The sequence below is a fragment of the Pseudomonas sp. ICMP 10191 genome, assembly GCF_001467335.1.
GTDB lineage: Bacteria > Pseudomonadota > Gammaproteobacteria > Pseudomonadales > Pseudomonadaceae > Aquipseudomonas > Aquipseudomonas cerasi.
The window spans coordinates 303,123-329,005 of record NZ_LKGW01000102.1 but is presented as its reverse complement, the minus strand read 5'-3'; the positions used below and the strand labels follow the sequence as shown (position 1 = coordinate 329,005).

At 58.6% G+C, this 25,883-nt stretch carries 25 protein-coding genes; 9 read left to right on the top strand and 16 right to left on the bottom strand.

What is annotated here, in order from left to right; genetic code table 11:
* Positions 1–109 precede the first annotated feature (109 nt).
* The 7 genes from cyoE to AO388_RS10370 form a co-directional block, all read right to left on the bottom strand.
* Positions 110–997, bottom strand: coding sequence for a heme o synthase (cyoE, locus tag AO388_RS10400; protein ID WP_003314082.1), 888 nt, complete (start codon positions 995–997; stop codon positions 110–112).
* Between the two features lie 10 nt (positions 998–1,007).
* Positions 1,008–1,340: a cytochrome o ubiquinol oxidase subunit IV gene (gene cyoD / locus AO388_RS10395; RefSeq protein WP_003409003.1), complete on the bottom strand. Its 333-nt coding sequence runs from the start codon at positions 1,338–1,340 to the stop codon at positions 1,008–1,010.
* Positions 1,340–1,972, bottom strand: a complete 633-nt coding sequence (locus AO388_RS10390; protein ID WP_042930342.1) for a cytochrome o ubiquinol oxidase subunit III — start codon at positions 1,970–1,972, stop codon at positions 1,340–1,342. The genes cyoD and AO388_RS10390 overlap by 1 nt, the downstream gene beginning before the upstream one ends.
* A gap of 3 nt (positions 1,973–1,975) precedes the next feature.
* Positions 1,976–3,988 carry a cytochrome o ubiquinol oxidase subunit I gene (cyoB, locus tag AO388_RS10385; RefSeq protein WP_003433558.1) on the bottom strand — a complete coding sequence of 671 codons (2,013 nt, stop codon included), beginning with the start codon at positions 3,986–3,988 and terminating at the stop codon, positions 1,976–1,978.
* Positions 3,989–3,991: 3 nt separating this feature from the next.
* Positions 3,992–4,933, bottom strand: coding sequence for a ubiquinol oxidase subunit II (gene cyoA, locus AO388_RS10380; protein ID WP_003433560.1), 942 nt, complete (start codon positions 4,931–4,933; stop codon positions 3,992–3,994).
* Between the two features lie 10 nt (positions 4,934–4,943).
* On the bottom strand, positions 4,944–5,144 hold the full coding sequence (locus AO388_RS29350) for a hypothetical protein (RefSeq protein WP_003314077.1): 201 nt from the start codon (positions 5,142–5,144) through the stop codon (positions 4,944–4,946).
* 252 nt (positions 5,145–5,396) lie between these two features.
* Entirely contained in the window at positions 5,397–5,906 is a 510-nt protein-coding gene (locus AO388_RS10370; RefSeq protein ID WP_003365269.1) for a disulfide bond formation protein B, read from the bottom strand.
* Positions 5,907–6,517: 611 nt separating this feature from the next.
* Here AO388_RS10370 and AO388_RS10365 point away from each other — a divergent pair.
* The 3 genes from AO388_RS10365 (at position 6,518) to AO388_RS10355 (ending at position 8,814) form a co-directional block, all read left to right on the top strand.
* Positions 6,518–7,414, top strand: coding sequence for a chemotaxis protein (locus AO388_RS10365; RefSeq protein WP_003365270.1), 897 nt, complete (start codon positions 6,518–6,520; stop codon positions 7,412–7,414).
* Positions 7,415–7,479: 65 nt separating this feature from the next.
* A complete protein-coding gene (locus tag AO388_RS10360; protein ID WP_058416400.1) occupies positions 7,480–7,941 on the top strand; it encodes a GNAT family N-acetyltransferase in 462 nt (153 codons plus the stop codon).
* Between the two features lie 117 nt (positions 7,942–8,058).
* Complete coding sequence (locus AO388_RS10355) at positions 8,059–8,814, top strand: YkgJ family cysteine cluster protein (protein WP_058416399.1); 756 nt, start codon at positions 8,059–8,061, stop codon at positions 8,812–8,814.
* 17 nt (positions 8,815–8,831) lie between these two features.
* Here the strand turns inward: AO388_RS10355 and AO388_RS10350 are convergent, their stop codons facing one another.
* The 7 genes from AO388_RS10350 to AO388_RS10320 all read right to left on the bottom strand — a co-directional run bounded on the left by AO388_RS10350 (position 8,832) and on the right by AO388_RS10320 (position 15,721).
* Positions 8,832–9,056 carry a hypothetical protein gene (locus AO388_RS10350; protein ID WP_044309220.1) on the bottom strand — a complete coding sequence of 75 codons (225 nt, stop codon included), beginning with the start codon at positions 9,054–9,056 and terminating at the stop codon, positions 8,832–8,834.
* A 93-nt stretch (positions 9,057–9,149) separates the two neighbouring features.
* Entirely contained in the window at positions 9,150–10,148 is a 999-nt protein-coding gene (locus AO388_RS10345; RefSeq protein ID WP_058416398.1) for a fimbrial protein, read from the bottom strand.
* 1 nt (position 10,149) lies between these two features.
* Positions 10,150–10,935, bottom strand: coding sequence for a fimbrial biogenesis chaperone (locus AO388_RS10340; RefSeq protein WP_054080823.1), 786 nt, complete (start codon positions 10,933–10,935; stop codon positions 10,150–10,152).
* The gene (locus AO388_RS10335; RefSeq protein WP_054080692.1) at positions 10,932–13,466 is read right to left on the bottom strand and encodes a fimbria/pilus outer membrane usher protein; all 2,535 of its coding nucleotides are present in this window, start codon (positions 13,464–13,466) and stop codon (positions 10,932–10,934) included. Before AO388_RS10335 ends, AO388_RS10340 begins: the two co-directional genes overlap by 4 nt.
* 131 nt (positions 13,467–13,597) lie before the next feature.
* Positions 13,598–14,350 (bottom strand): fimbrial biogenesis chaperone, encoded by a 753-nt coding sequence (locus tag AO388_RS10330; protein WP_058416426.1) that lies wholly within the window; start codon positions 14,348–14,350, stop codon positions 13,598–13,600.
* Positions 14,351–14,413: 63 nt separating this feature from the next.
* The gene (locus AO388_RS10325) at positions 14,414–14,998 is read right to left on the bottom strand and encodes a fimbrial protein (RefSeq protein WP_003365284.1); all 585 of its coding nucleotides are present in this window, start codon (positions 14,996–14,998) and stop codon (positions 14,414–14,416) included.
* A 330-nt stretch (positions 14,999–15,328) separates the two neighbouring features.
* Positions 15,329–15,721, bottom strand: a complete 393-nt coding sequence (locus tag AO388_RS10320) for a hypothetical protein (protein WP_161937169.1) — start codon at positions 15,719–15,721, stop codon at positions 15,329–15,331.
* 280 nt (positions 15,722–16,001) lie between these two features.
* Between AO388_RS10320 and AO388_RS10315 the strand changes: the two genes are divergently transcribed.
* The 5 genes from AO388_RS10315 (at position 16,002) to AO388_RS10295 (ending at position 24,047) form a co-directional block, all read left to right on the top strand.
* Complete coding sequence (locus AO388_RS10315; RefSeq protein ID WP_058416397.1) at positions 16,002–17,168, top strand: efflux RND transporter periplasmic adaptor subunit; 1,167 nt, start codon at positions 16,002–16,004, stop codon at positions 17,166–17,168.
* Complete coding sequence (locus AO388_RS10310) at positions 17,165–20,269, top strand: multidrug efflux RND transporter permease subunit (protein ID WP_003365290.1); 3,105 nt, start codon at positions 17,165–17,167, stop codon at positions 20,267–20,269. The genes AO388_RS10315 and AO388_RS10310 overlap by 4 nt, the downstream gene beginning before the upstream one ends.
* 10 nt (positions 20,270–20,279) lie before the next feature.
* Entirely contained in the window at positions 20,280–20,957 is a 678-nt protein-coding gene (locus AO388_RS10305; protein WP_003314062.1) for a heavy metal response regulator transcription factor, read from the top strand.
* Entirely contained in the window at positions 20,947–22,311 is a 1,365-nt protein-coding gene (locus AO388_RS10300) for a heavy metal sensor histidine kinase (RefSeq protein WP_080479456.1), read from the top strand. Before AO388_RS10305 ends, AO388_RS10300 begins: the two co-directional genes overlap by 11 nt.
* Positions 22,312–22,517: 206 nt before the next feature.
* Positions 22,518–24,047, top strand: coding sequence for a sensor domain-containing diguanylate cyclase (locus AO388_RS10295; RefSeq protein ID WP_003365292.1), 1,530 nt, complete (start codon positions 22,518–22,520; stop codon positions 24,045–24,047).
* A gap of 70 nt (positions 24,048–24,117) precedes the next feature.
* On the opposite strand, the gene AO388_RS10290 is transcribed toward AO388_RS10295, so the two are convergent.
* Positions 24,118–24,597, bottom strand: a complete 480-nt coding sequence (locus AO388_RS10290) for a PA2169 family four-helix-bundle protein (protein WP_002552329.1) — start codon at positions 24,595–24,597, stop codon at positions 24,118–24,120.
* Positions 24,598–24,815: 218 nt separating this feature from the next.
* On the opposite strand from AO388_RS10290, the gene AO388_RS10285 reads away from it, so the two are divergent.
* A complete protein-coding gene (locus AO388_RS10285; protein WP_003341842.1) occupies positions 24,816–25,055 on the top strand; it encodes a DUF3820 family protein in 240 nt (79 codons plus the stop codon).
* Positions 25,056–25,177: 122 nt separating this feature from the next.
* On the opposite strand, the gene AO388_RS10280 is transcribed toward AO388_RS10285, so the two are convergent.
* Positions 25,178–25,852: a bifunctional 4-hydroxy-2-oxoglutarate aldolase/2-dehydro-3-deoxy-phosphogluconate aldolase gene (locus tag AO388_RS10280; RefSeq protein WP_003433587.1), complete on the bottom strand. Its 675-nt coding sequence runs from the start codon at positions 25,850–25,852 to the stop codon at positions 25,178–25,180.
* Positions 25,853–25,883 lie beyond the last annotated feature (31 nt).

The window sequence follows — 25,883 nt, the reverse complement described above, 5'->3', positions numbered from 1 at the left end:
CACTTCAACACTGCCGACACGCCCTGTGTTTCATCCAGTGTAGTTCGGCACTCGAAAAAAAACCCCGTTCTTCGCAGAACGGGGTTTTCATAACGCGTATCAGGAGGAATCAGAAGGCGTAAGTCACCAGCAATTCTTTTGTCACCTGAAAGTCGACCGACATCATCACGCTCAACGCAGTAATGGTGAAGATCGAAAACACGAACAACTTGCGAGCCCAGACAGTATCGTCAACGGCCTTGTAGCCCTTCCAGGCCATGTACAACCAGTACATGCCCATACCCGCTGCGACAGCCAGGTAATTGAGACCCGCATAGCCACCGACGGTCAGCATCAGGGTCGCTACGAGGAACGCCAGGATGTAGAGCATGATGTGGCGCTTGGTAACCAGAATGCCGCGCTTGACCGGCAGAACCGGGATCTTCGCAGCACGGTAATCATTGAAGCGGAAGATGGCGATCGCATACGAATGCGGCATCTGCCACAGGCTGAACATCACCAGTAGCGTCAGGGCCGCAAAGTCGAAGCTGTTGCTCACTGCGCAGTAGCCAATCACCGGCGGCATGGCCCCCGAGAGACTGCCCACCAGCGTGCCGTGAACGGATCTGCGTTTCAGGTACAGGCTGTAAAGGCCGACGTAAATCACGAACCCGATCACTGCAAACAGTGCGGCCAACGGATTGGCCTCGGTGTACAGCAGGCCAACGCCTGCAATACCGAGCAAGGTTGCGTAGAGCAGCGCCAGTTTCAGTGAAACCAGGCCCTGCACCAGAACCCGGTTACGGGTTCTTTCCATTCGCTGATCGATATCGCGATCGATGCAGTTATTGAACACACAACCGGACGCAACGACCAGGGAAGTACCGATGACAGCAGCGAGGAACACGCCGAAATCGATATTTCCCTTAGAAGCCAGAAAAAAGCCACCTGCCACCGAAAGCACGTTACCGAAAATGATCCCCGGCTTGGTGATTTGGATAAAGTGCTTCAGTGACATCTGGTATTCCTCAATGCGCCATCATTTCGCGGTGGACGCTGAAAATGATCCACAGCGACAAGCCGACCAGCAGGACGATAACCATCGTGGTAAAGGCGAAGGCCATCACGTTGTTACGCTGCACGCTCGTGAAGTCCAGATGCAGGAAGTAATGCAGGTGCACCAGGATCTGGATGATCGCGAAGACCAGAACGATTGCGATCGTCATGTCCTTCGGCAGTGAAGGTGACATCACCAGGGCAAACGGAATGGCGGTCAAGATGATCGACAGTACGAAACCGATGACGTACGACTTCACTGAGCCGTGACTATTGTCTTCAGCGGAGTGATGCGAATTTGACATTACAAAGCTCCCATCAGATAGACAACGGTGAACACGCCGATCCAGACAACGTCCAGGAAGTGCCAGAACAGGCTCAGGCAGCTCAGGCGCGTCTTGTTGGTGTTGGTCAGGCCCCTTTTCTGGACCTGGAACATCATGATCGCCATCCAGATCAGACCGCTGGTCACGTGAGCACCGTGCAGGCCTACCAGGGCGAAGAACGCTGACAGGAAGCCACTGCGGCTCGGACCGTAGCCCTCTTCGATCAGGTGATGGAACTCATAGATTTCCATGCCGATGAAGGCAGCACCGCACAGGAAGGTCAGTGCCAGCCAGCCCAGTACCTGGCTTTTATTGCCCTTGTACAGTGCCAGCATGGCGAAGCCGTAAGTGATACTACTGACCAACAGGAACGCGGTTTCCACAGCCACGAATGGCAGCAGGAAGATGTCCTGGCCCGATGGGCCACCCGCGACACTGTTGACCATCACGGCGTATACCGCGAAGAACGAGGCGAACAACACGCAGTCGGTCATCAGGTACAGCCAGAAGCCGTAGACCGTCATGCCACCGCTGTCGTGGTGATCGTCATGCCCATGATCATGGTCGTGACCGTGATCGTGGGCTCCGGAGTTGATTGCAATATTTGACATTGTTTAAACCTGTTCCAGCGAGGACTTGACAGGAGTGTATGCACCGTTGGCCGCCAGGACCTTGTGATGCTCACCTTCAATACGCGCTACATCTTCAGCAGGCACCATGTAGCCCTGGTCGTCACGGACAGCGTGAGCAACGAAGACTGCAATGGTCGCAACCAGGCTTGCGCCTACCAGCCACCAGATGTGCCAGATGAATGCAAAGCCGAAGACCGTCAGCAACATACCCATGTACAGGCCGGTCGGCGTGTTGTTAGGCATGTGGATCGCCGAGTAGCGGGCAGGAACCTTGTAAGCGGTGCCGGCACGTTTTGCGTCGGTGAACGCGTCAATGTCGTCAGCTTTTGGCAGCTCGGCAAAGTTGTAGAACGGTGGAGGCGAAGACGTGGACCATTCCAGGGTATGGCCATTCCATGGGTCACCGGTCAGATCGCGGTTGTTGTCGCGGTCACGGATACTCACGAACAGCTGGATCAGCTGCGAAGCGATACCCATCGCGATCAGCACGGCACCGAACAGCGCGACGTCCAGGTAGATGTTCCACTCTGGCATGTCGGTAGCGTTCAGACGACGGGTCATGCCCAGGAAGCCCAGCGCGTACAGCGGCATGAATGCGACGAAGAAGCCGACGATCCAGAACCAGAACGCAGCCTTGCCCCACTTCTCGTTCAGGGTGAAACCGAACGCTTTAGGGAACCAGAACGCGAAGCCGGCGATGTAACCGAATACCGCACCGCCGATGATGACGTTGTGGAAGTGAGCGATCACGAACAGGCTGTTGTGCAGCACGAAGTCAGCACCCGGGATCGCCAGCAGAACGCCGGTCATGCCGCCGATCGAGAAGGTGACCATGAAACCCAGGGTCCAGAGTACCGGCGGAGTGAAGCGCAGACGGCCCTGATACATCGTGAACAGCCAGTTGAACAGCTTCACACCCGTCGGGATCGCGATCAGCATCGTCGCCAGACCGAAGAAGGCGTTGACGTTGGCACCCGCACCCATGGTGAAGAAGTGGTGCAGCCAGACCATGAAGCCCAGGATACAGATCGCACCGGAGGCGAAGATCATCGACTTGTGGCCGAACAGACGCTTGCCGGAGAACGTCGAGATGACTTCCGAGAACACGCCGAAGGCCGGCAGGATCAGGATGTACACCTCAGGGTGACCCCACGCCCAGAACAGGTTCACGTACATCATGGGGTTACCGCCCATTTCGTTCGTGAAAATGTGGAAGTCCAGGTAGCGGTCAAGGGTCAGGAACGCCAGGGTAGCGGTCAGGATCGGGAACGAAGCCACGATCAGGATGTTTGCCCAGGTGCAGGTCCAGGTGAAGATCGGCATGTCCATCAGTTTCATGCCAGGGGTACGCATCTTCAGAACGGTCACGAGGAAGTTGACCCCCGTCAGCGTCGTACCTAACCCGGATAACTGTAGCGCCCAGATGTAGTAGTCAACCCCTACGCCAGGACTGTATTGCAACCCGGAGAGAGGCGGATACGCGACCCAGCCAGTCTTGGCGAACTCACCGACACCCAGGGAGATGTTGATCAGCAGCATACCTGCAACCAGCAGCCAGAAGCTCAGGGAGTTCAGGAACGGGAACGCCACGTCGCGAGCGCCGATCTGCAGAGGCAGAACGATGTTCATCAGACCCGTGAAGAACGGCATCGCCATGAAGATGATCATGATCACACCGTGAGCGGTGAAGATCTGGTCATAGTGTTCAGGCGGAAGGAACCCTTCGGAACCGTTCTGGGCCATCGCCAGTTGGGTACGCATCATGATGGCGTCGGCAAAACCGCGCAGCAGCATGACCATGGCAACGACGATGTACATCACGCCGATTTTCTTGTGGTCGACAGAGGTCAGCCATTCAGACCACAAGTACGTCCACTTGCGGAAATAGGTGATCAACCCGACAACCGCAATGCCGCCGAGCGCGATCATGGCAAGTGTCACCATGACTATGGGCTCGTGGAACGGCACCGCTTCCAGACTTAATTTGCCAAACATCGTTTACTCCTCTGCCCCAGCAGCTGAATTTTTGCCTTTTTCCGCACCAGCGTCACCGGCCACTTCCTTCTCACCAGCAACAACCTTCTTGCCTGGATTCATACCTTCATACTTGTCGATGACGATCTGGAACAGGTTCGGGGTGACCGAGGAAAAGAGTTCGACAGGGTTGCGTTCGCTCGGCTTGATCAACTCGGCGTATTCGGCCGTGCCAAGCTTTTTAGGTGAGCTCTTGACTTCGCTGACCCAGCTGTCGAAATCAGCCTGGCTGGTAGCGATGGCCTTGAACTTCATGCCGGTAAAGCCTGCGCCACTGTAGTTGGCCGAAATACCGTTGAATTCGTGATTCTCGTTGGCAATGAGATGCAGCTTGGTGTGCATGCCCGCCATCGCGTAGATCTGACCACCCAGACCCGGGATGAAGAACGAGTTCATCACACTGTCGGAGGTCACCTGGAAGTTGATCGGAGTCTTGGCAGGGAACACGATCTTGTTGACCGTGGCGATGCCGTAGTCCGGATAGACGAATACCCATTTCCAGTCAACCGAGATCGCCTGGATGGTGACCGGCTTGACGTCCGAATCAAGCGGACGGTAAGGGTCCAGCGAGTGAGTCGAAACGTAAGTGATGTACCCCAGGAAGACCAGCAACAGCATGGGTACGCCCCAGACTGCGATTTCGATCTTGGTGGAGTGAGACCAGTCCGGCGTGTACTTGGCGGCCTTGTTCGACGCGCGATACTTCCAGGCGAAGATCAGGGTCATCAGGATGACCGGGATCACGACAATCAGCATCAGCAACGTTGCGATTACGATCAGGTTCCGCTGCTCGATACCCACCTGCCCTTTTGGATCGAGCAGAGGTACGCCATCGCATCCACTGAGCAAAAGCATACAGAAAAGGGCCAAGAAGCCAAAAAACCTGGGGTACCTTTTTTTACTCATTTCACGACCTCTAAAAGCAGCTTGCGCGGTGCAGTTGGGTTTCGACCGCCAACACTTCGCCCTGCCAGTGCCGGCTAATTTTTTTGAATTGAACAAGGGCCGCCAGTACGCACAGCGGCGTATCGACAAGTCCGGGTTTAGCTATGGATTCTTGTTTTTTGAGTTGCTGGAACTGCCCAAAACTTCGGGCAGACGCTTTCGACGCGGCCATTATACGCCCTCAGAGGCAAGCGTTGCGCTGCCTGTTCAGAGTGCACAGGGGACGCTCCAAGCCTCAAAATGCTGATCGTTCGGCCAAGCTGAACGACAAGTGACGGGGATTGTAGATACGTAAATTTTTAATGACTATGCCTAATTTTGTAACAGTTATTCTCTATATGCGTAACAATCGTCTTGCAAACGCCTCATTTCACTCGAAAAAAGCCCCGTATTCACGGGGCATTTTTTGCGAAAGCCCCTGTAGTTAGTAAGGTTTGCGGCGATTGCGAATGATGCACGCCGGTACCAGAACTGCGGTCAGGACAAACGCCGTCAGCGCCCATTGCGCGAGTGACAATCCGAGAACCGGCGGATATGGCGTCGTGCAGAAACCGCTTACCTGAAACCCTGTAGGGAACAGTGTAGCCAATGGCAGGCCATCGACAATTGGCTGCAGCACGTCGATACCGCAGCTGTCGGACGGATGGGCGAGGATCCAGACATGCCGGCCGGCCGCGGCAATGCCGCCAAGGGCGCTGAGGGTAACCAGGGTTTCAAACGCCGTGACGCTGCGACGCCCAGGCATGGCCGCGCCGATGAACGCAAAAATGGCGATGAACAACAGCGCGTAACGCTGCAGGATGCACAACGGGCAAGGCGCTTCGCCCAGGACGATCTGCATGTACAGGGCGCCGCCGATCAGGGCCAGGCAGATAATCCCCAGCAAAACCAGAAAGCGCTTTTCGCGTCTCAGGTACAACGTGTTGTCGCTCATTCACATACCTTACTGAACTGATGAAAGGGTTGGTCAACGCCATGCAGCGTGCGTCAGCAACCTGAACGGGGGTGGACGGCCTGGCTGAGCCGAGGCGTGCGCGATGATCATCTGTCTGATCCGGCAACTCAAGCATTGGCCAGCCATACGGGCGCATTTGCCAGCCGGATGGTCTGCGCGTCGGCAGATCCAAGACCGACAGGACGTTTTTGCGGGAGCCGGATGCAATGCCCTTCTATATATAGAAGGGTGCGTCAGTTTGTCGCAGCTCTTCTTCTATATATAGCTGCGGTATTTTGTCGCAGGGTGCCTTTCTGGCAAAGCACTACTGCGTGCGAACCCGCGACGCAGGTTGTCGGAATGCAGAGAGCGACAATCTGCCGCCCTCCTCCGGTTTGACGCAACCGAAGCCAGACTGCCACTATCGGGACGTGGGCAGTCAGTTTGTCGGGCCCGCTGCGGTGTAGTGCAACGACTTCCAATGGCAAGCGAACGGCGTGCTCGGCTGTCGGTTAAAAATCCTCAAGCCAGCCCGTCTCAGGTCGATAACCTGTCATAGAAAGTTGTTTGCCGCTACCAGGCGACGAAACACCTACAGCCAGAAGGTTCATATGTCCAAGAACGTCCGAGCAGATTCACTTTCGCTGCTCCTCTTCACGTTGCGCAGCGGCAAGCTGATGGCGATCAACCTGCTCAAGGTCAGCGAGATTATCCCCTGCCCTCCCCTGACCCATCTTCCCGAATCGCACCCGCACGTCAAAGGCATCGCGACGTTACGTGGCTCGTCACTGTCGGTTATCGATCTGAGTCGTGCGATCGGCGAGCGTCCGCTGGCCGATCCCGACGGTGGCTGCCTGATCGTCACGGATGTCAGTCGCTCGAAGCAGGGCCTGCACGTTCAGGCCGTCAGCAAGATTGTGCATTGCCTGACCACCGATATCCGTCCGCCGCCCTACGGGTCGAGCAGCAAGTCGTTCATCACCGGGGTCACTCAGGTCGACGGCGTGCTGGTGCAGGTGCTGGACATCGAAAAGGTGATCCACGGCATCGCCCCTGCGCAGATCGTCGTGCAATCGACGGAGCTGGCCAAAGAGGATGCGGAACTGCTGAGCAAGGCGCGGATTCTGGTCGTCGATGACAGCCAGGTTGCCCTGCAGCAGTCGATCATTACCTTGCGTAATCTCGGCATCGAATGCCACACGGCGCGCAGTGCCAAAGAAGCTATCGATGTTCTGCTCGACCTGCAGGGCACTGCACGGCAGATCAACGTGGTGGTTTCCGATATCGAGATGTCGGAAATGGACGGCTACGCCCTCACCCGCACACTCCGGGATACGCCGGACTTCAGTGACCTGTACATTCTGCTGCACACCTCGCTCGATAGCGCGATGAACAGCGAGAAGTCCCAGGTCGCCGGGGCCAATGCCGTGTTGACCAAGTTCTCGTCACCCGAGTTGACCAAATGCCTGATCGAGGCCGCACGTACGGTGGTCGCCCAAGGGCTCTGATCCCTGAGCGCACAGCGACACAACGTCCGAACCTGACCGACGCATCCGCCGCGCATTACTGGCTGATGCGTCGGGATCTCGCAGTGCCAGTATCATTCGCAGCCTGGCCGCATGGCATCCAGCCACACCCCTTCACCATTGATCGAGCCCCAGAGGTTCACCGCCTGCTGACCGTGGGTTACGGCAGCGCGGCAGGCTGCGTTGCGGATTATCCGGACTGGCTGGCCGCCTTCGAACACGATCCGGAATGCGACCCGTCGCGGTGCTTTCTGGCCATGCGTGATGCAACGGTAGTCGGTGTGATCGTGTGCTGGACCAGCGCATTCATCAGGGACTTGGTCGTGCACCCTGGTGTGCGACACAGCGGGATCGGCCACGCCCTGCTCAATCACCTGTTCGTCCATCTGCGTACGCGCAACGAAGCATCTGTCGACCTTCACGTCATGGAAAACAACTTGGCGGCGCGGCGTCTTTATGAGAAATCCGCAATGGCCTATCTCAAGCGTTTCGACATCCCTGCAGCCTGAACGCGCTGTTGACCCGCCCGGCGACTGGCGCACAACTTGCTTCCGGAGAGGTATCAAGCAGGTGAGTGACCAATTGTTGTCGCCCACCACATACCTCTTCGACGGATCATCGAGATAATGGACACCAAGTTTTCCTGCGTGGGTTGTGGCGGCTGTTGCACCGACCATCACGTACCGCTGACGCTCGGCGAAGCCACGCAGTGGGCAGCAGATGGCGGCAACGTCATCGTTCTGACCGAGGCATTTTTGAGCAATGGCTACGGGGTCTCCGAGACCCAGCTGACCCATGCCAGCCGTCGCTCGACCGAGGTGAGCAGTGGCAGCACGACAGCCTTCGTGGCGATCACCTTCGCGGCCTACAACGTGGGGCGCTGCCGGAATCTTGACGAGAAGAACCTGTGCCGCATCTACGAGCGCCGGCCGCTGGTGTGCCGAATCTATCCGATGGAGATCAACCCGCACATTCCGTTACGCCCCGACAGCAAAGGCTGCCCGCCAGAGTCCTGGGAGCAGGGTCCTGACCTGATCGTCAACGACAGGCTGGTCGATACGCAACTGATAGACCTGATCGAACAGTCGCGTCAGGCCGACCGGGATGAGATAGAGACCAAACAGCTGATTTGCCAGAAGCTCGGCATCCGTACCACCGCCCTCAAGGGCAACGGTTTCGTCGCCTATCTGCCGGACATGGGCGCGTTTGCCGCTGCCATCGAAGAAGTCGCAAATCCTGCGCAGGATGAGCGAGCCCAGGGCTCGAAGTGGGAGTTTCACGTGGCCGGCCAGCACGTTCTGGACACCCTGCAACAGGAAGGTGCCGAAGTGACTGACCGGCAGCCGGTTTCCTACCTGTTCATCCCGTTGCAGGCTGCCTGACAGGATCAATCAGGCAATCAGCGCTTGCCCATCGACCTGCGGGTGCCGGCCGGCGCTACGCCCGGGGTCTTGTGGTGGCCGTGCTTGTTGGTTTTCTGATGCCACGCCGGCTCCTTTTTGGCCTGGGCAAACTCCGAAGGCTTGAACGGAAAGCTGAAAGGCGCAATGACAGCCTTCTTTTCAGTGTCTGCGGCGGAGTCGGCTGCGGCGTCTTGAACAGGGGGTTGTTCAGGAGTGGTCATGGTGTCACCAGAAAGTCGAATTGGCCGGGCAAATGCCCGCGGCCGCGCAGCATACATCAATCGCCGCACAACCGCCCGAGCCTCCTGTCGCCGTCATTTGTAGAACAGATCGACCATCACTTCGGCATTGAACGGTCCGGGCCGTGGCGTGCTGGTGTTCCATAGCAGTTCGGCATTGAAGTCCGCCCTGGCAGTGTTGGTTTCGCCCAGCAATTCCGTCAGATGGAAGGGTTCGTTGTAGCGTAACGGCTGACCATTGACTGCGCTGGTCATCCGGATCCCCAACGAATCATTACCGACAGGGATCAGCAGCTCGCCAGACAGAGTGCCTGTCACCGGCCTGAAACGCGCGTCGATGCTGAAGGGCGAATCGCAACTGCGACTGGTCAGCAGGGAGAATGTCTGGGTGGCAGTCACTTTGCCAATGGCCACTTGGTGTATCGCAACATCGCCAAATTCCACGGTTTCCGGGAGCACTTGGAGATCGGCATCGCAGGCCACGAACCTCAGCCCCCGCAGGTTATTGATCACATAACTGAGGCTGAGCCCTGACAGCCGACTCGGGTCTGTCGCGCCGCCCAGCTGAAAAAACCGGTAATCGAGCAGGTCACTGGCCACGCCGGAGGACGGTGTAGCGCCGAACTTCTGGATGAACACCGAAAACGCCAGGCTGAAGCGCACCTTAGGGCAGTTGTCGAGCGTGCTCTCACCCTCACGACACATCGGCAGGTAGCTCCCGGTACTGATCCTTCCACCGCCTTGCAGGTGATCGATGCCCTGCAGCGTCATCCCGGCGCGAATCCCCTGACCGATCGAACGATTGTCCGGATTCAGGTAGATAAAAATCTCCTCCGCGCCGGACTGCCAGCCCTCTCTCGCGCATTCGACCTGAACAGTCAGAGGTTCGGAACGCCATACCACTTCCCCGTCAGGACTCGACTCCGGGATTGCCACCGAACTGCTCAGATCATCGTGAATTTCGGTTTCGCCCGTCCCTTGAGTGGTACAGATCAGCGCGAAAGTGGAAGCCGGATGCAGTAACAGCACCACGGCAAGGGATCGCAGCCAGCCTCCGGCAGAGAGATATTTCATATCAGCATTCGTCCTGAATGGAATTGTTTTTCGGCAGCCCGGCCGTAGTGGCTGTCTGCCCGGTGAGCTGTGCGCAATGGGTCCGTCGGCCGCCGTAGTCGGTCAGCGACTGGTATGAAAAACGATGTGTGGCAGAGGGCTCGACACTTGCGGGCACACCCATGGCAACCTGGGCGCCCGGCGCCAGCAGCAGATGATCGCCGAGCTGCACACCGTCGATATGCAGCGCTTGCAGAGCGGCGTGATAGGGCGTCGGGTTACTGACCGTCAGCGACAAGACGTGCGACGGGTCATGAGTCAGTGTCCACAGCAGCCGCGCGGGGGTGTCGGCCGGATCACCGTCAAGGCCGGGGGGCCGGTAGAACACGTTGATGCGTTGGCGCACGGCAATGTTCAACTGCCCCACGCCGTCCTGGCGTCGAGGCACCTCAAGCACATACAGATGCAGCAGAGACTCGTGCTCCTGCGGCATGCCCGAGCCCTGATACAGCACGCGCAAGGTCTGCCTGCCGCCCACCGCCAGGCGTGCAAGCGGTGGCGTGACCACGAATGGCAGCGCTTTGCGAAGCTCACCCGGGGTGTCGTCATCGTCCGCGGCGTCGCTGAGCCAGGCCTGCAAAAGCGCCTCGGACTTGCCGCGATTGCGCACTTCGAGCGTGACTTCGCGATACTGCCCGTCGAAAACCAGCCGTGTTCCACTCAGCGAAACAGCGCCGTGCGCCGCCAGGTCGCTCGTCAAAAGCACAGCCGTCAGCAGCGCCTTGCATGAGCCAGCGAAAGCGCTCATCGGCATATCACCCTGATCCGCTCGTAGGCTCGCGACGGGTCTCTGGGCGGTAGCGAGAATGTTGCCTGACAACGTTGATCGGACCAGCGTACCCACACGCTGCCGGCGTCCTGCTCGCTGAGCACCAGCGCCTGACTGCCGGGATCGACCACTGCCAGCGCCCTGCCCTGCTCATCTTCGACACTGGCGCCCAGCGGCACCTTGCTGCCATCGGTGCGCACCAGTTCGAACTGCACCCGACGGCCCACATTGGCCTTGAAGCGCACCACCGGGATCGCGCCCCTGCGCGGCACGATCTGGGTGATGGCGTTTTCCAGATCGACATCAGCGCCCAACTGCCGGGTATCCAGGCTGACCCAGTTGGTGCGGTAGGCCTGCGCATAAGGCAGAACCGCATAGCCGTTGCCGGCGGTCTCGACGTTACTGAACGACTTCAAGCGGGCACCACCGACATCGGGCACCTGAACCAGTGCAAAGGTTTCCCCCAAGGCCTGCCCAAGGTTCACGCCACCGGCATGCGCTACCAGCGAACCAGCGGCGGACAGGCTGAATGCATCGTAATCCTGACCCTGGCTATAACCGGCCTCGAAACGGCCGAATGCCGTGCTGGTGCTGACCTTGCCTGCGCCGAAACTGCCGGAGGTACTGTCACGTCCAGCCTGTACCGAATAGAACGTGTCGCGATCGCCCGGCACCTGGCCGTTAAGACCGGTCTGCGCGTTGTACTCGCCGCGGCTGTCGCGCACCGCGTTGAAAGACAATCGCGACGAGCCGGGGCTGGATCCAAGCGGCAGGGTCACGCTCAGGGCAATACGATTGTCGGTGCTCGCGTCACCGCTTCGCCCGAAATCCTCGTTGCGTTCGACGGACAGGCTGTAATTGAGCGAACGCCAGGCTGCGTTATAGGACAGGTAAAGTTGCCGGGTCTTGCCGGGCAGGTTCCAGTAGCGCTGCTCTGAAGCAGTCAGGCTCAGCGACGCCGACTGGCCAGGCACTATCTGAGTGATGCTGAGTTCGAGTCGATCCCGCGCCAGACCAGAGGGCAGTACCAGCCGCTGCGGGCCGATATCGCTGACGTGCTGGTTCAAGGTCCGGTATTGCTCGGTCGAATACCGGTAACCGGCCACTGCCAACGTGGTGTCGGTGACGTCCAGCGTGTTGGCATAACGCACCCGCAGGCTCTGACCACTGCGCGCCTGCTGATCCACCTTGCTGATCGATCGGGTGAGGTCCATCGACACCGCGCCCAGCCCGGTGTTTACTCCCGTACCTATATTCCAGGCCTGATAATCCTCGGCCAGTTGCAGCCCGGCAAACCCGGTGATCCGTTCGGAAAGCCCGTAGATCAGGGCTGCGCTGGCAAACGCCGGAGAGGCCTGCTGGTCGTCGTTGTTGTCGACCTGCCCGCTGGCCAGGCTGTAGCGCAACGAGCCTGCGGGAACCATGATCGGCAGCGACGCGTAGGCCTGAGTGAAGGTTCGCACACGCCCGTCGGCTTCGATGACAGACACCGACAAATCGCCATTCGAGCCACTGGGATAAATATCGGCAATCTCGAAAGGCCCGGGCGACACACTGCCGCTGTAAAGCAGAAAGCCGTTCTGGCGAACTTCCACGGTCGCATTGGTTTCGGCAATCCCGCGGATGACCGGTGCATAGGCCCGCTCGCTGTCAGACAACATGCCGTCGTCAGAGACCAGCGCCGCGCCCCTGAAGCGGACACTGTCGAAGACCTGCGAATCGGTAAACGTCTCGCCCAGCGTGAGCTGGCTTTTCAGGGCGGTGATGTCGCGCTGTGCGAACGTACGATTGCTGCGATAACGCCAGGGTCTGTCACTGCCACCCACCAGAGAGGACTCGTTGCGCAAACGCCAGGCACCAACGTTCAGCCCGTTTCGCAGCCCCACGTAGTACTGATCCGTTTCCAGGCCCTTGTTACGCCGACGGCTGCCATTGAAGTTGTAATTGATAAAGCCTGCGGTCTCGCCCTGATCCCAAAGCTCCGGCGACACATAACCGCGGGCACCGCGTGACATCACCGCTTGCGGCACACTGATCGTCAGTCGCAACGCACCGGGCTGATAGTCGACGCGGGCAAATTCGACACGCGCAGGCAGGTCGAAACAGGCCTGGGCAGACACCTCACCTGACGGCAGACGACTCAAGTCCAGACCAAAGCTCTGTAGCATCTCGAGCGACAGGCAGGGCTCGATCAGGCCTGACAGCGGATTTTTCAAAAAGCGGATATCCCGCCTGCCGCTCAGCTTGCGATTGACGTAGATATCAACCCGGTAAGTACCGGGCAGTACGCTATTGGAGCGCAGAAACTCCTGAAGGTCAGCCGGCTGATCGCTTCCCTGGATAAAAGCCGTATTGAATCTGCCTGCGCCGCTGCCACCCGAAGAGGCGGCCGACGCGCTGACCGCAACCATCAACGCCAATCCGAAACCGATACCCCGCGCACAGCGTCGGGGGTGAGGGAGCGCGCACTGGGCAATGACTCCCTTGTTAACTTCTTTGCGCCATTCCATAGCGGTCTTCACTCTACTTCGGCTGTCGCGCGCGTCGCGCAATCCTTTTACACAGACGCAGGTCTGCCGGGCGGTCTTGTCGCTGAGGCCCGACGGTTTGAACAGTGAACGCTGACAGTGGATGCGCCAGCTTATCGGGGCGACGCCTTGCCGGCGTTAACCGGTTGTTTATGGGTAAGGGCTGCCTGATAAGGCACTTGTCCGCCGTAGTCATTGAGACTGACGAAACTCAACAGCAACGGCGCACTTGCCGATGTGTGCTGTAACGGAATACGCAGACGCTGATGCGGCGCCAGCATCTGACTGTCCAGACGGGCAAGTTCGGTGTCATGCTGGCGTATGGAAACCCTCAGCATGGAGACATGATAGGGGCCGGGATTTTCGACCTGTACACCGGTGTCATCGACCCACTGCCAGTTCAGTTTTTCCGGAGCCTGCTGTGGATCACCCTGCAAACCATCAGGCCGGAAGAAGACTTTGATGCGCTGACGTACCGCGATCTGCAGTGTGTTTTCAGCTGCGGCCTGGGGAATTTCCTGAACATTGAGCCATAACACCGATTCACGATCGGTGGGCATGTCGGCACCGGAATGAATGATCCGCAATAGCTGCCTGCCACCCCCGGCCATACGCGCAAGTGCGGGTGTGACAATGAACGGCAGGTTCGGCAGACTTTCGTGAGTGCTGACCGCCGCCACAGGCGGTTCAAGCCAGGACTGGAGGAGAATCTCTCCCCCGCCACTGTTGTGAACACCCAGACTGACCTCTTTATCAGTGCCCTGGTAAATGACTCGCGTCGTATTCAATACAATGCCCGCCTGAACGGTGGATGCGCAGAACACCAACGCAACAAGCATCGTGTAGCGAAAAAAATCGGAAAACATGCTGGCGTTCGCCTTGAATTCGGTAGAGGACAGAGCGAGCACTGCCCGCCCCGCCCGACACGATTACTCGTAATCCATCACGAACGGCAGGAAGCCGTCGGCATTACCCGGATTGGTGGGCGTGCCGTTAAGCACATACACCGCGCCAAAATTGATTTCAGCGGTGGCACCGTTGGCGCCATCCTTGATCAGCGTGGTGTCGACGGTTTCGTCACCACTCAGATCCATCAGCACACTGGACGCATTGAGCAGGCCGATACCGACGCCATCTGCCGCACCGGTGGTGCGCAGGAGTTTCGCGTCGTTGTTGTCCAGGCCACTGCCGTTACGGGCAATAAGGCGCATCTTCACCATGTTGTACTGGTCTGCACCGGCACTGCAGTTGACCAGCAGCTGGATGGGGGCAGCCGTCTCGAATCGGCTTTCGCTCGATACACCGATATCGGAGAAGGACACGTTGCCCAGGTCGATATTGATTTCGCCAGGGTTGGTCCCCGCACTGACACCCGTGCCCGGCCCCACATCGCAGGAGATATTGGTCAGTGTTCCGTTAAAGACCATTGTGCCGTTGTTCGCAGCACTGGCGGTACCTGCCATGCCAACGCCCATTACGCCCAGAACTGCCAATGTAAGAGAACGCTTTTTCATGCTAACGACCTTCCTTGTGTTATTTCGTGTGTGCCCGCTATCGGACGGTGAGCACTATAGAGCCAGGTCTATTTCAATGCTGTCAGCCCGGTAACTTTCACCCCGCAGACAACACAACACGACACGCAGGACAGGTCTGTAGGAATAATTATAAGTCGTGCCCGGCACACTGATAAAAACCCTTTTCCACACAGAAGCGCGTCTTTACTCAGGTACAGACTAGCGACGCCTTGACGGTGGCCGAGGTTATGTATCGTTCATACCTGGCGGGCACTGGACTGCCACTTGAAAACGTGACAGTCCGGACGAGAAAACACAACAGGCAGCTAGTCACTGATAGCTCAACGTAACGACGGCAGCGCTTGCCTGCAGGGCTTCTCCGTCGATAACCACGGCGGCAGGCAATACCTGATACTGCGTCACGAAGGGCATTGCCTGCTCACCACAGACATTGCGTTCGGTGCTCACATGAATAATGACCCCGGGTGCAACTTCCAGCGTTCTCGACTGATTACCGGGCACCGTTATCTCTGTACTGGAAACCCTGCAACTGCTGTTGACGATACTGCCACGCAACGTTATTGCACCGTCCTTTGCCCATGACACAGCGGGAGTAGCCAGCCACAGCGTCGACATGATTGCGACCCACAAGTTTTTATCAAGGGACCGTAACGTCCACATCACTTTTCCGTTCGTTTTCTGACGGCTCATGGCGTACTCCATTCATTGACTCATGCGATAAGTTAAGTTGATGAGAGAATGACCTGCCAGAAACCTACTTAGGAAAATGTAGGAAAACTCCTAGGACTTAATAAACATCTGGACAACTATCTCTTCAACATAGATATCGTCCAATTCCGACTTTTCTTGACTGCACGCCACACCCGCTGGAGGCTTTCTGACAAACCTGACAGCTGAAAGTCATTCTGTTGACCGGGTTTGCAGGCTATAAGGAAGCTGTAAAAAATATCTCTCCCGTACTGACATTTGGCGTTTTCTTCATATGCGCAGAAAGACCCTGACCGTCACCGCTGTCGTTCTGGTGATCGCCTGTGTGGCGATTGCCGGCTGGAAACTGACACGCCCGGCCACGCTTCCCAAAAATGCCGCTGCCGCTGTGCCGGTCAAAGTGATCACGGTCAGTCTTGAAGACGTGCCGCGCTTCGTCACAGGGATCGGATCGGTGCTGTCGCTGCAAAGCGTCGTGATCCGCCCCCAGGTGGATGGGGTGCTGACGCGCGTGCTGGTCAAGGAAGGTCAGCAGGTCAAGGCCGGAGACCTGTTGGCAACGCTGGATGACCGCTCTATCAGGGCTGCGCTGGAACAGGCGCGTGCCCAGTTGGCGCAGAGCAAGGCGCAGCTGGACGTAGCGCAATTGGACCTCAAGCGCTATCGCCAGCTCACCCAGGAAAATGGTATCTCGCGACAGACGTTCGATCAGCAACAGGCACTGGTCAGGCAGCTCGAAGCCACGGCAAAAGGCAACGAAGCGAGCATCAACGCCTCACAGGTGCAACTGTCCTACACTCAGATTCGCTCGCCGGTAACGGGACGGGTCGGCATTCGCAATGTCGATGAAGGCAACTTCCTGCGCGTCAGTGATGCTGCCGGACTGTTTTCAGTGACCCAGATCGACCCGATTGCCGTGGAGTTTTCCCTGCCACAGCAGATGTTGCCGACCCTGCAGGGGCTGATTGCCGAGCGCGACGCTGCGACCGTCAAGGCGTATCAGGGCGACGGCGCGGCCAACGGCCTGCTGCTGGGTGAAGGCACGCTTTCATTGATCGACAATCAGGTGTCGGCAAGCACCGGTACGATCCGCGCCAAGGCTCAATTCAGAAACCCCGGCGAGCAACTCTGGCCAGGGCAACTGGTGACCGTGAAGATCCAGACCGGTATCGAACTCAACTCGCTGAAAGTGCCGCCACAAGTGGTGCAGCGCGGCGTTGACCTGCACTTTGTCTATCGGCTCACTGCCGATAACAAGGTGGAAGTCGTACCCGTCAAAGTGCTCTATCAGGACAGCGAGCAGACGCTGATCAGCGGGCCGCGTGCTGGCGATGTACTGGTCAGCGACGGCCAGTCACGGCTACGCCCGGGAGCAACGGTGGAAGTGATCACCGCGCCTGCTGCGGATGTCGCCAGCGCGCAAGTGGAGCCCGCACGATGAACGGCCGTGGTTCGGTATCGGCGTGGTGCATCGACCATCCGGTGGCCACCTTGTTGTTGACCTTCGCATTGGTACTGCTGGGGGTCATTGCCTTTCCGCGTCTGCCGATCGCGCCGTTGCCGGAAGCGGAATTCCCGACCATCCAGGTCACCGCGCAACTGCCCGGCGCCAGCCCCGAGACCATGGCGTCTTCGGTTGCCACGCCACTGGAAGTGCAGTTCAGTGCGATACCGGGCATGACCCAGATGACTTCCAGCAGCGCACTGGGCTCCACCAACCTTACGCTGCAGTTCACCCTCAACAAAAGCATCGACACTGCGGCCCAGGAAGTCCAGGCCGCCATCAATACCGCAGCCGGACGCCTGCCGGCCGATCTGCCTAGTCTGCCAACCTGGCGCAAGGTCAACCCGGCCGACAGCCCGGTGCTGATCCTCAGCGTGAGTTCCAGTCTGATCCCCGGCACCGAATTGAGCGACGTCACCGAAACCATTCTGGCGCGCCAGCTCAGCCAGATCGAAGGGGTGGGCCAGGTATACATCACCGGTCAGCAGCGTCCGGCGATTCGTGTCCAGGCCGCCCCCGAGAAACTCGCCGCGCTGGGGCTGACCCTGGCGGACATTCGCCAAGCGGTGCAACAGACCAGCCTGAACCTGGCCAAGGGTGCCCTGTACGGCAAGGACAGTATTTCGACCCTGTCTTCCAACGACCAGTTGTTCAAGCCGCAGGACTACGCGCAACTGATTGTTTCCTACAAAAACGGCGCGCCCGTCCAGCTCAAGGATGTGGCTCGGGTCGTCGCGGGCTCGGAAAACGCCTACGTCAAGGCGTGGTCCGGCGATCAGCAAGGCGTCAACATCGCCATCTTCCGCCAGCCGGGCGCCAACATTGTCGACACCGTGGACCGTATCCAGCGTGAATTGCCACGCTTGCAGGAAATGCTCCCGGCCAGCGTCGATGTATCGGTACTCAACGACCGGACCCGCACCATCCGTGCCTCGCTGCATGAAGTGGAACTGACCCTGCTGATCGCGGTGCTGCTGGTGGTCGCGGTCATGGCGCTGTTCCTGCGCCAACTGTCAGCCACCCTGATCGTCAGTGCGGTACTCGGGGTCTCGCTGATTGCCAGCTTTGCGATGATGTACCTGTTCGGCTTCAGCCTGAACAACCTGACACTGGTGGCCATCGTGGTCGCGGTCGGTTTCGTGGTGGACGACGCCATCGTGGTGGTCGAGAACATCCACCGTCACCTCGAAGCCGGCCAAGGCATGCGCGAGGCGGCGATAAAGGGCTCCGGAGAAATCGGCTTTACCGTGGTGTCGATCAGTTTCTCGCTGGTGGCGGCGTTCATTCCGCTGCTGTTCATGGGCGGCGTGGTCGGGCGACTGTTCAAGGAATTCGCACTGACCGCAACCGCGACCATTCTTATTTCGGTGGTCGTCTCCCTGACCCTCGCGCCGACCCTGGCCGCCCTGTTCATGCGCGCGCCCACCCATCACCCGCATCAGAAACCGGGGTTTGGTGAACGCCTGCTCGCCTCCTACGAGCGCGGCCTGCGCAAGGCCCTGGCCCATCAACGGCTGATGCTTGGCATATTCGGCCTGACCCTGGCGCTGGCGGTAGTCGGTTACATCCTCATACCCAAAGGCTTCTTTCCGGTCCAGGACACCGCGTTTGCACTCGGGACCACCGAGGCAGCTGCTGACATCTCCTACCCGGACATGGTGGAAAAACACCTGGAGCTGGCAAAGATCGTCGGCGCGGATCCTGCGGTGCTGGCGTTCTCGCATTCGGTTGGTGTTTCAGGCAGCAACCAGACCATCGCCAACGGCCGCTTCTGGATCTCGCTCAAACCACGCTCCGAACGCGATGTGTCGGTCAGTGAATTCATCGACCGCCTGCGCCCCAAACTGGCCAAGGTCCCGGGCATCGTTCTGTATCTGCGCGCCGGGCAGGACATCAACCTCAGCTCCGGCCCGAGCCGCAGTCAGTACCAGTACGTGCTCAAGAGCAACGACGGCGAATTGCTCAACACCTGGACGCAACGGCTGACTGAAAAACTGCGCAGCAACCCTGCATTTCGCGACATGTCCAACGACTTGCAACTGGGCGGCAGCGTCACGCACATCGACATCGACCGCAGTGCTGCCGCGCGATTCGGCCTGACCACGGCCGATGTCGACCAGGCGCTGTACGACGCATTCGGCCAGCGGCAGATCAGCGAGTATCAGACTGAAGTCAACCAGTACAAGGTGATCCTTGAACTGGACGCCCAACAACGCGGCAAGGCCGAAAGCCTGGCGTACTTCTATCTGCGCTCGCCGCTGACCAGCGAAATGGTGCCGCTGTCGGCGCTGGCCAAAGTCAGTGCGCCGCGCATGGGACCGTTATCGATCAGCCATGACGGGATGTTCCCCGCGGCGAACCTGTCGTTCAACCTGGCACCCGGGGTCGCCCTGGGCGATGCCGTGAGCATGCTCGATCAGGCCAAGAACGAAATCGGCATGCCCGCCTCGATCATCGGCAGCTTCCAGGGCGCGGCCCAGGCGTTCCAGAGTTCGCTGGCCAACCAGCCCTGGCTGATCCTTGCGGCGCTGGTGGCGGTGTACATCATTCTGGGCGTGCTCTATGAAAGCTTCGTGCATCCGCTGACCATCATCTCCACCCTGCCCTCGGCAGGCATCGGCGCACTGTTGCTGCTGTGGATGATGGGGCAGGACTTCTCGATCATGGCCCTGATCGGCGTGGTGTTGCTGATTGGTATCGTCAAAAAGAACGGTATTCTGCTGGTGGACTTTGCCCTGCAGGCCCAGCGCGAGCAGGGCCTCACGCCGCACGAGGCCATTTATGAGGCCTGCATCACCCGCTTCCGACCGATTATCATGACCACCCTCGCCGCCCTGCTCGGCGCACTGCCGCTGATGCTCGGTTTTGGCGTCGGTGCCGAGTTGCGGCAGCCGCTGGGTATAGCCGTGGTTGGCGGCCTGCTGGTGAGCCAGATGCTCACGTTGTTCACCACGCCGGTCATTTATCTGCAACTGGAGCGGCTGTTTCATCGACGCCAACCGGCGCCCGCCGCACCGACGCTGGCCCTGCAAAAGTGAGAGTTGCCCGATGCGCGTGCTGATTATCGAAGACGAAGAGAAAACCGCCGACTACCTGCGTCGCGGTCTGACCGAACAGGGCTATGCCGTGGACGTGGCGCGCGACGGGATCGAAGGCCTGCACCTGGCGCTGGAGAATGACCATGCGATCGTCATTCTCGACGTGATGCTGCCGGGCCTGGATGGTTTTGGGGTGTTGCGTGCGCTGCGTGCGCGCAAACAGACGCCCGTGATCATGCTGACCGCGCGCGAGCAGGTCGACGACCGCATTCGCGGCCTGCGCGAAGGCGCGGATGATTACCTGGGCAAGCCGTTTTCCTTTCTGGAACTGGTCGCCCGCCTGCAGGCCCTGACGCGGCGCAGCGGTGGCCACGAGCCGGTGCAGATCACCATCGCCGACCTGTGGATAGACCTGATCAGCCGCAAGGCGACCCGCGCCGGCCTGCGCCTGGACCTGACCGCCAAGGAGTTTTCGCTGCTCAGTGTGCTGGCCCGACGTCAGGGTGACATCCTTTCCAAGACATCCATCGCCGAGATGGTCTGGGACATCAACTTCGACAGCGATACCAATGTGGTCGAAGTCGCGATCAAGCGCTTGCGGGCCAAGCTCGATGGCCCTCACGAGCACAAGCTGCTGCACACCATTCGCGGCATGGGCTATGTGCTGGAGAACCGCAGTGCGGGTTGATTCGATTGCCCTGCGCCTGAGCGGGCTGTTCGCGCTGGTGGCACTGGTGGTGTTCCTGCTGATCGGCTGGGCCTTGTACCTGCAGGTGGACAAAAGCCTCGATTTGCTGCCCCGTGCAGAGGTGGATGCGCGCTACAGCGTGCTGGAATCGGCGGTCAATCGTTTCGGCAACCCGGAACACTGGCGCAAGATCAAGGCCAAGCTCACCTTGCTCAGTGAAGAGGACAAACGCCTGCGCTTCTGGGTGGTGAGTGACAATCCGCTCTATGAGTTCGGCAATCCCGGTGCGGACATTCGTCGTTTTGCACAGGGGCCGCTGGGCATGCACGACCTGAAGCTGGCGGACCATCCGTTTTCGTTCAAAGTGCTGGTCAGCGAGTTTCCCGCCAAGGAACAGCGTCCGGCCCTGCGCTTTCTGACTGCCATCGACACCGAGACGTTCTGGCACACGCAGCACTCGCTGCTGGTCGCCTTGATCAGCCTGGCCACGCTGGGCATTCTGCTCGCGTCGGCGCTGGGCTACTGGGTCGCGCGGATTGGCCTGCGACCGCTGACCAGCCTTTCGCAGGAAGTCCAGAAGCTCGCCCCGCCAAGGCTGTCCGGACGCTTGCAGTTGTCGCCGCTGCCACCGGAACTCGAGCAATTCGTCGCCTCGTTCAACTCCACGCTGGAACGCGTCGAGCAAGCCTACTCGAGGCTGGAGTCGTTCAATGCCGATGTGGCACACGAGCTTCGTTCACCGCTGACCAACCTGATCGGTCAGACTCAGGTGGCGCTGACCCGTGGCCGCTCTGCCGAGCATTATTTCGAGGTGTTGCAGTCGAACCTCGAAGAGCTGGAGCGCCTGCGCTCGATCATCAACGACATGCTGTTTCTGGCCAGCGCCGATCAGGGCACCAAGGTCAAGGCACAGATCTGCACCTCACTGGCTGAAGAAGTCGCGACGACGCTGGATTATCTGGACTTCATTCTGGAAGACGCGCACGTGCAAGTCCGTGTCCAAGGCGACGCCAGCGCACCCATTGAAAAACCCCACTTGCGCCGCGCGCTGATCAATCTGTTGCATAACGCCGTTCAGCACACTGGCGCTGGTGAAGTGATTGAAGTCAACATCGAATCCCGCGATGCCCATGTCACTGTCAGCGTGACCAATCCGGGCGTAAAAATCGCTCAGGAACATTTACCCAGACTGTTCGAGCGCTTTTATCGGGTGGATGCCTCACGCAGTAACAGCGGCGCCAATCACGGCCTGGGGCTGGCCATCGTCAAGGCGATTGCCTTGATGCATGGCGGCACCGTGTTCGTGAACAGCGACAAGGGCGCCAATACCTTCGGCATCCAGTTGCCTCGCTGACACCTGAAAATACTGACTACATTGACCGTGTTCACGGTCCTCAGTGTGCGTCTGTTCGCAGCGTTTTAAATACAGTTGCTTTATTCACATTCCCTTCATATGGGGCTATAAGGAGCGTGTTATACACGCGTCAATAAGTTCCCCACCTAACTGATAATTTTATTAACCGATTATCAAGAATCATTCGTCTGCAGGTAGAACAACCGATGATGGTGTTTGCGTTTTCTCGGCAAGCCCGGCTCAAATGGACCCGTCCGGAGCTGATATTGATTTTCGGCAGCTCGGTTTCAATGCTCGCCATTCTGGCGATCGTGGCGTCTCTACTGGCCCAGGAGCGCGACGACGCAGCACAGACAGCAGCACGCGCAGCGTCCAATATCGTGCGTTTGATCGATGCCGACGTCATGCGTAATGCAGAACTTTACGACTCTTCACTGCAAGGCATGATCAGCGCGTGGCAGCGTCCGGACCTTCAGCAACTGTCACCTGAACTGCGCCAACTTGTTCTGTTCGATCGCGCCACTGCCGCCTCTTACAAGGGCGACCTGGTATTACTCGATAACCGCGGCGAAATAGTGGCTGATTCTTTGTCTGTCACCCCTCGACACGACAACTTCGCTGACCGCGCCTATTTCAAGGACCATGCAACAGACCGCTCTTTGACGCTACACGTCAGTGCACCGTACAAGACTCGCTGGGGCTACAAGGACTGGTGCATCAGCTTCAGCCGCCGCCTATCGGGGCCCAACGGCGAGTTCATGGGCATCGTGAGCGCAGAGATGCGTCTGGTGTATTTCAAGCACCTGTTCATGAGCCAGAATCTGGGCCGTGACAGCAGCATCAACCTGATCAATACCTCAGGCATTCTGATCGTTCGCTACCCGGAAATGGAAGGCCAGGAGTTGATCGGCAAGGATTACAGCCACAGCCCCAACTTTCAGCGCATCCTTCAGGAAGGCGATGGCAGCTTTGCCGCGATGTCGACGCAGTTGAATGCTCGTCGGCTGTATACCTTCTCCCGAGTCGGCAACTTGCCGCTGATCGTGGTGATCGGGCAATCCGAAGATGAGGTGTATGCCGTCTGGCGACGCAATGCCTGGCTGGTCGGCTCCGCGACCAGCATATTGTGTCTGGGCATTTTGTGGCTGACCTGGCTGCTGTGTCGCGAGCTGAGAAGGCGCCACCGTGCCGAAGATGCACTGGCCAGCCTGGCCGCGACAGATGGTCTGACCGGGCTTGATAATCGCCGCCAGCTTGACGAAGCCATGGAAGTCGAATGGGCGCGAGCGCAACGCTCTGGCAAGCAGCTGTCATTGCTGATGATCGATGTAGATCATTTCAAGGCATTCAATGAGCGTCATGGCCATCAGGGCGGGGACGAGGCGCTGCGTCTGATTGCGCAGACCATCTCATACTGCATCCGTCGTCCGGGCGACCGCGTGGCACGCTATGGCGGCGAAGAGTTCGTAGTTGTGTTGCCGGAAACAGACTTGCCGGGTGCCATGCTGATCGCGGAAAAAATCCGCAAGGCTGCGGAGGCACTTCCGCTGTTCATGAATGCCGAGTATCCCATCACGGTCAGTATCGGGGTCGCTTCGGAGGTCGTCCGTCAGGGAGACAAGCTGGAAGCATTTTTCGGGGTGGCCGACAAGGCGCTGTATCAGGCCAAGGACAATGGGCGCAACCGGGTCGAGTACCGCAGTTCGGTTGCCAGAAAGGTGACAGACCCGGTCTGACCAGCTGCGTTCGGGCATAAAAAAACGCCAGACTGGCTGGCGTTTTTTCGGTTACCGCTGACGCATCGGATTACGATGCGGCGTGGGCTGCACGTGCTGCGTCACGCAGTGCTTTTACTTTGTCGTGGTTGGCCAGAACGCCAGCCTGCTGCTTTTCAATCAGCGCGATAACGTTAGGCGAAACGTTCTTGGCACGGGCTTTTTCCAGCGCTTCGCGGTAAGCCTTCTTGGCAACGTCTTCGCCTTTTTCAACTTCTTCCAGCACGGCCTTGTCGTCGTCGGAAGTAACCATCGACTTCAGGTTGACCCATGCGCGGTGCAGTGCGCCAGATACGCTGGAAGAATCTTCAGGCTTGCCACCCAGTGCGGTCACTTCAGCTTGCAGTTCACGAACGGCTGCAGCGACTTCGGTAGAGCGGTTTGCGAGGAACGATTTCACCTGGGCGCTTTTCGCGTGTTCTGCGCTGGTACGGAAACCTTCTTCACCGTCTTTGCTGGTTTCGATCAGGTCATTCAGGATAGAGATCGTTTCTTTGTTGATATCAGTCATTTGATAATTTCCTAATGGCAGGTTGATACGAAAGTGTTCGATGTATAGGTAATTGCAGACACCGTGCCAGTTTTTGATACGAAAATAACTATTTAAAATCAATGACTTACGAAATTTTCACAATTGGCCGTTCGTGACTTCTGCATGATCTGTCGTTTGGCCTGCATGCAGAATGCACGTATCGTACTGGCTGAAAGAGAAATACAGGCGTATCGCGGATGAATCCGGAAAAACTCAAGCTGCTGGTGACACAGGAAATGCCGTTCGGCAAATACAAGGGTCGGTTGATCGCTGATTTACCGGGGCATTATCTGAACTGGTTCGCCCGGGAAGGCTTTCCCAAAGGAGAGTTGGGAGGTCTGTTGGCGCTGATGCAGGAAATCGATCACAACGGCCTTGGCGCGCTATTGGACCCGTTGCGCACACGTCCACGCCAGTCGTTCAAGGACAAGGGATAAACAAAGAGACGGGCCGGAAAAAAAAACGGTGCTCCGGACCAGGGAGCACCGAAAAGCCATACAACCAACAACAACTTCCTTGTCGGAATCAGCAGTAAGGGCTGACTCCGAAATCCTGAAAATCAGTCAAACAGTGCCATTGCCTGCGCAGTCGCTTCCTGGATACGCCCCCAGTCGCCATTCTTGACCCATGCGTTATCGATCATCCAGGTGCCGCCCACGCACATGACGTTGGGCAGGGCCATGTAGCTCTTGAGGTTATGTTCGTTGACACCGCCTGTGGGGCAGAAACGCACCTCGTTGAACGGCCCGCCCAAGGCCTTGATCGCTGCCACGCCACCACTGATCTCAGCCGGGAACAGCTTGAAGCGGCGATAGCCCATGGCATAGCCGATCATGATTTCCGAGGCGCTGCTGACACCCGGCAACAGCGGCAAAGGGCTGTCGACCGCGGCTTGCAGCAGGTCTTGCGTGCTGCCGGGAGTGACGATGAACTGCGAACCGGCCGCTTCAGCGTCAGCCAGCATCTTGCGGTCCAGGATGGTCCCGGCGCCCACACACAGCTCGGGGCGCTGTTCACGCAGGATACGAATGGCGCTCAGACCGAACGCCGAGCGCAGGGTCACCTCCAGTGCAGTCATGCCGCCAGCGGCCAGTGCATCGGCCAGCGGCAGTACGTCCTGGTCACGGGCGATGGTAATCACCGGCAGAATCTTCGCCTTGGCGCAGAGTTCGTCGATCTGGGCAATCTTGTTCGCCATGCTGGTCAGCGACTGATTATTTTCATTCTGTGTCATGGCGACGGTTCCTTTGTTTGTGGGGCTTATC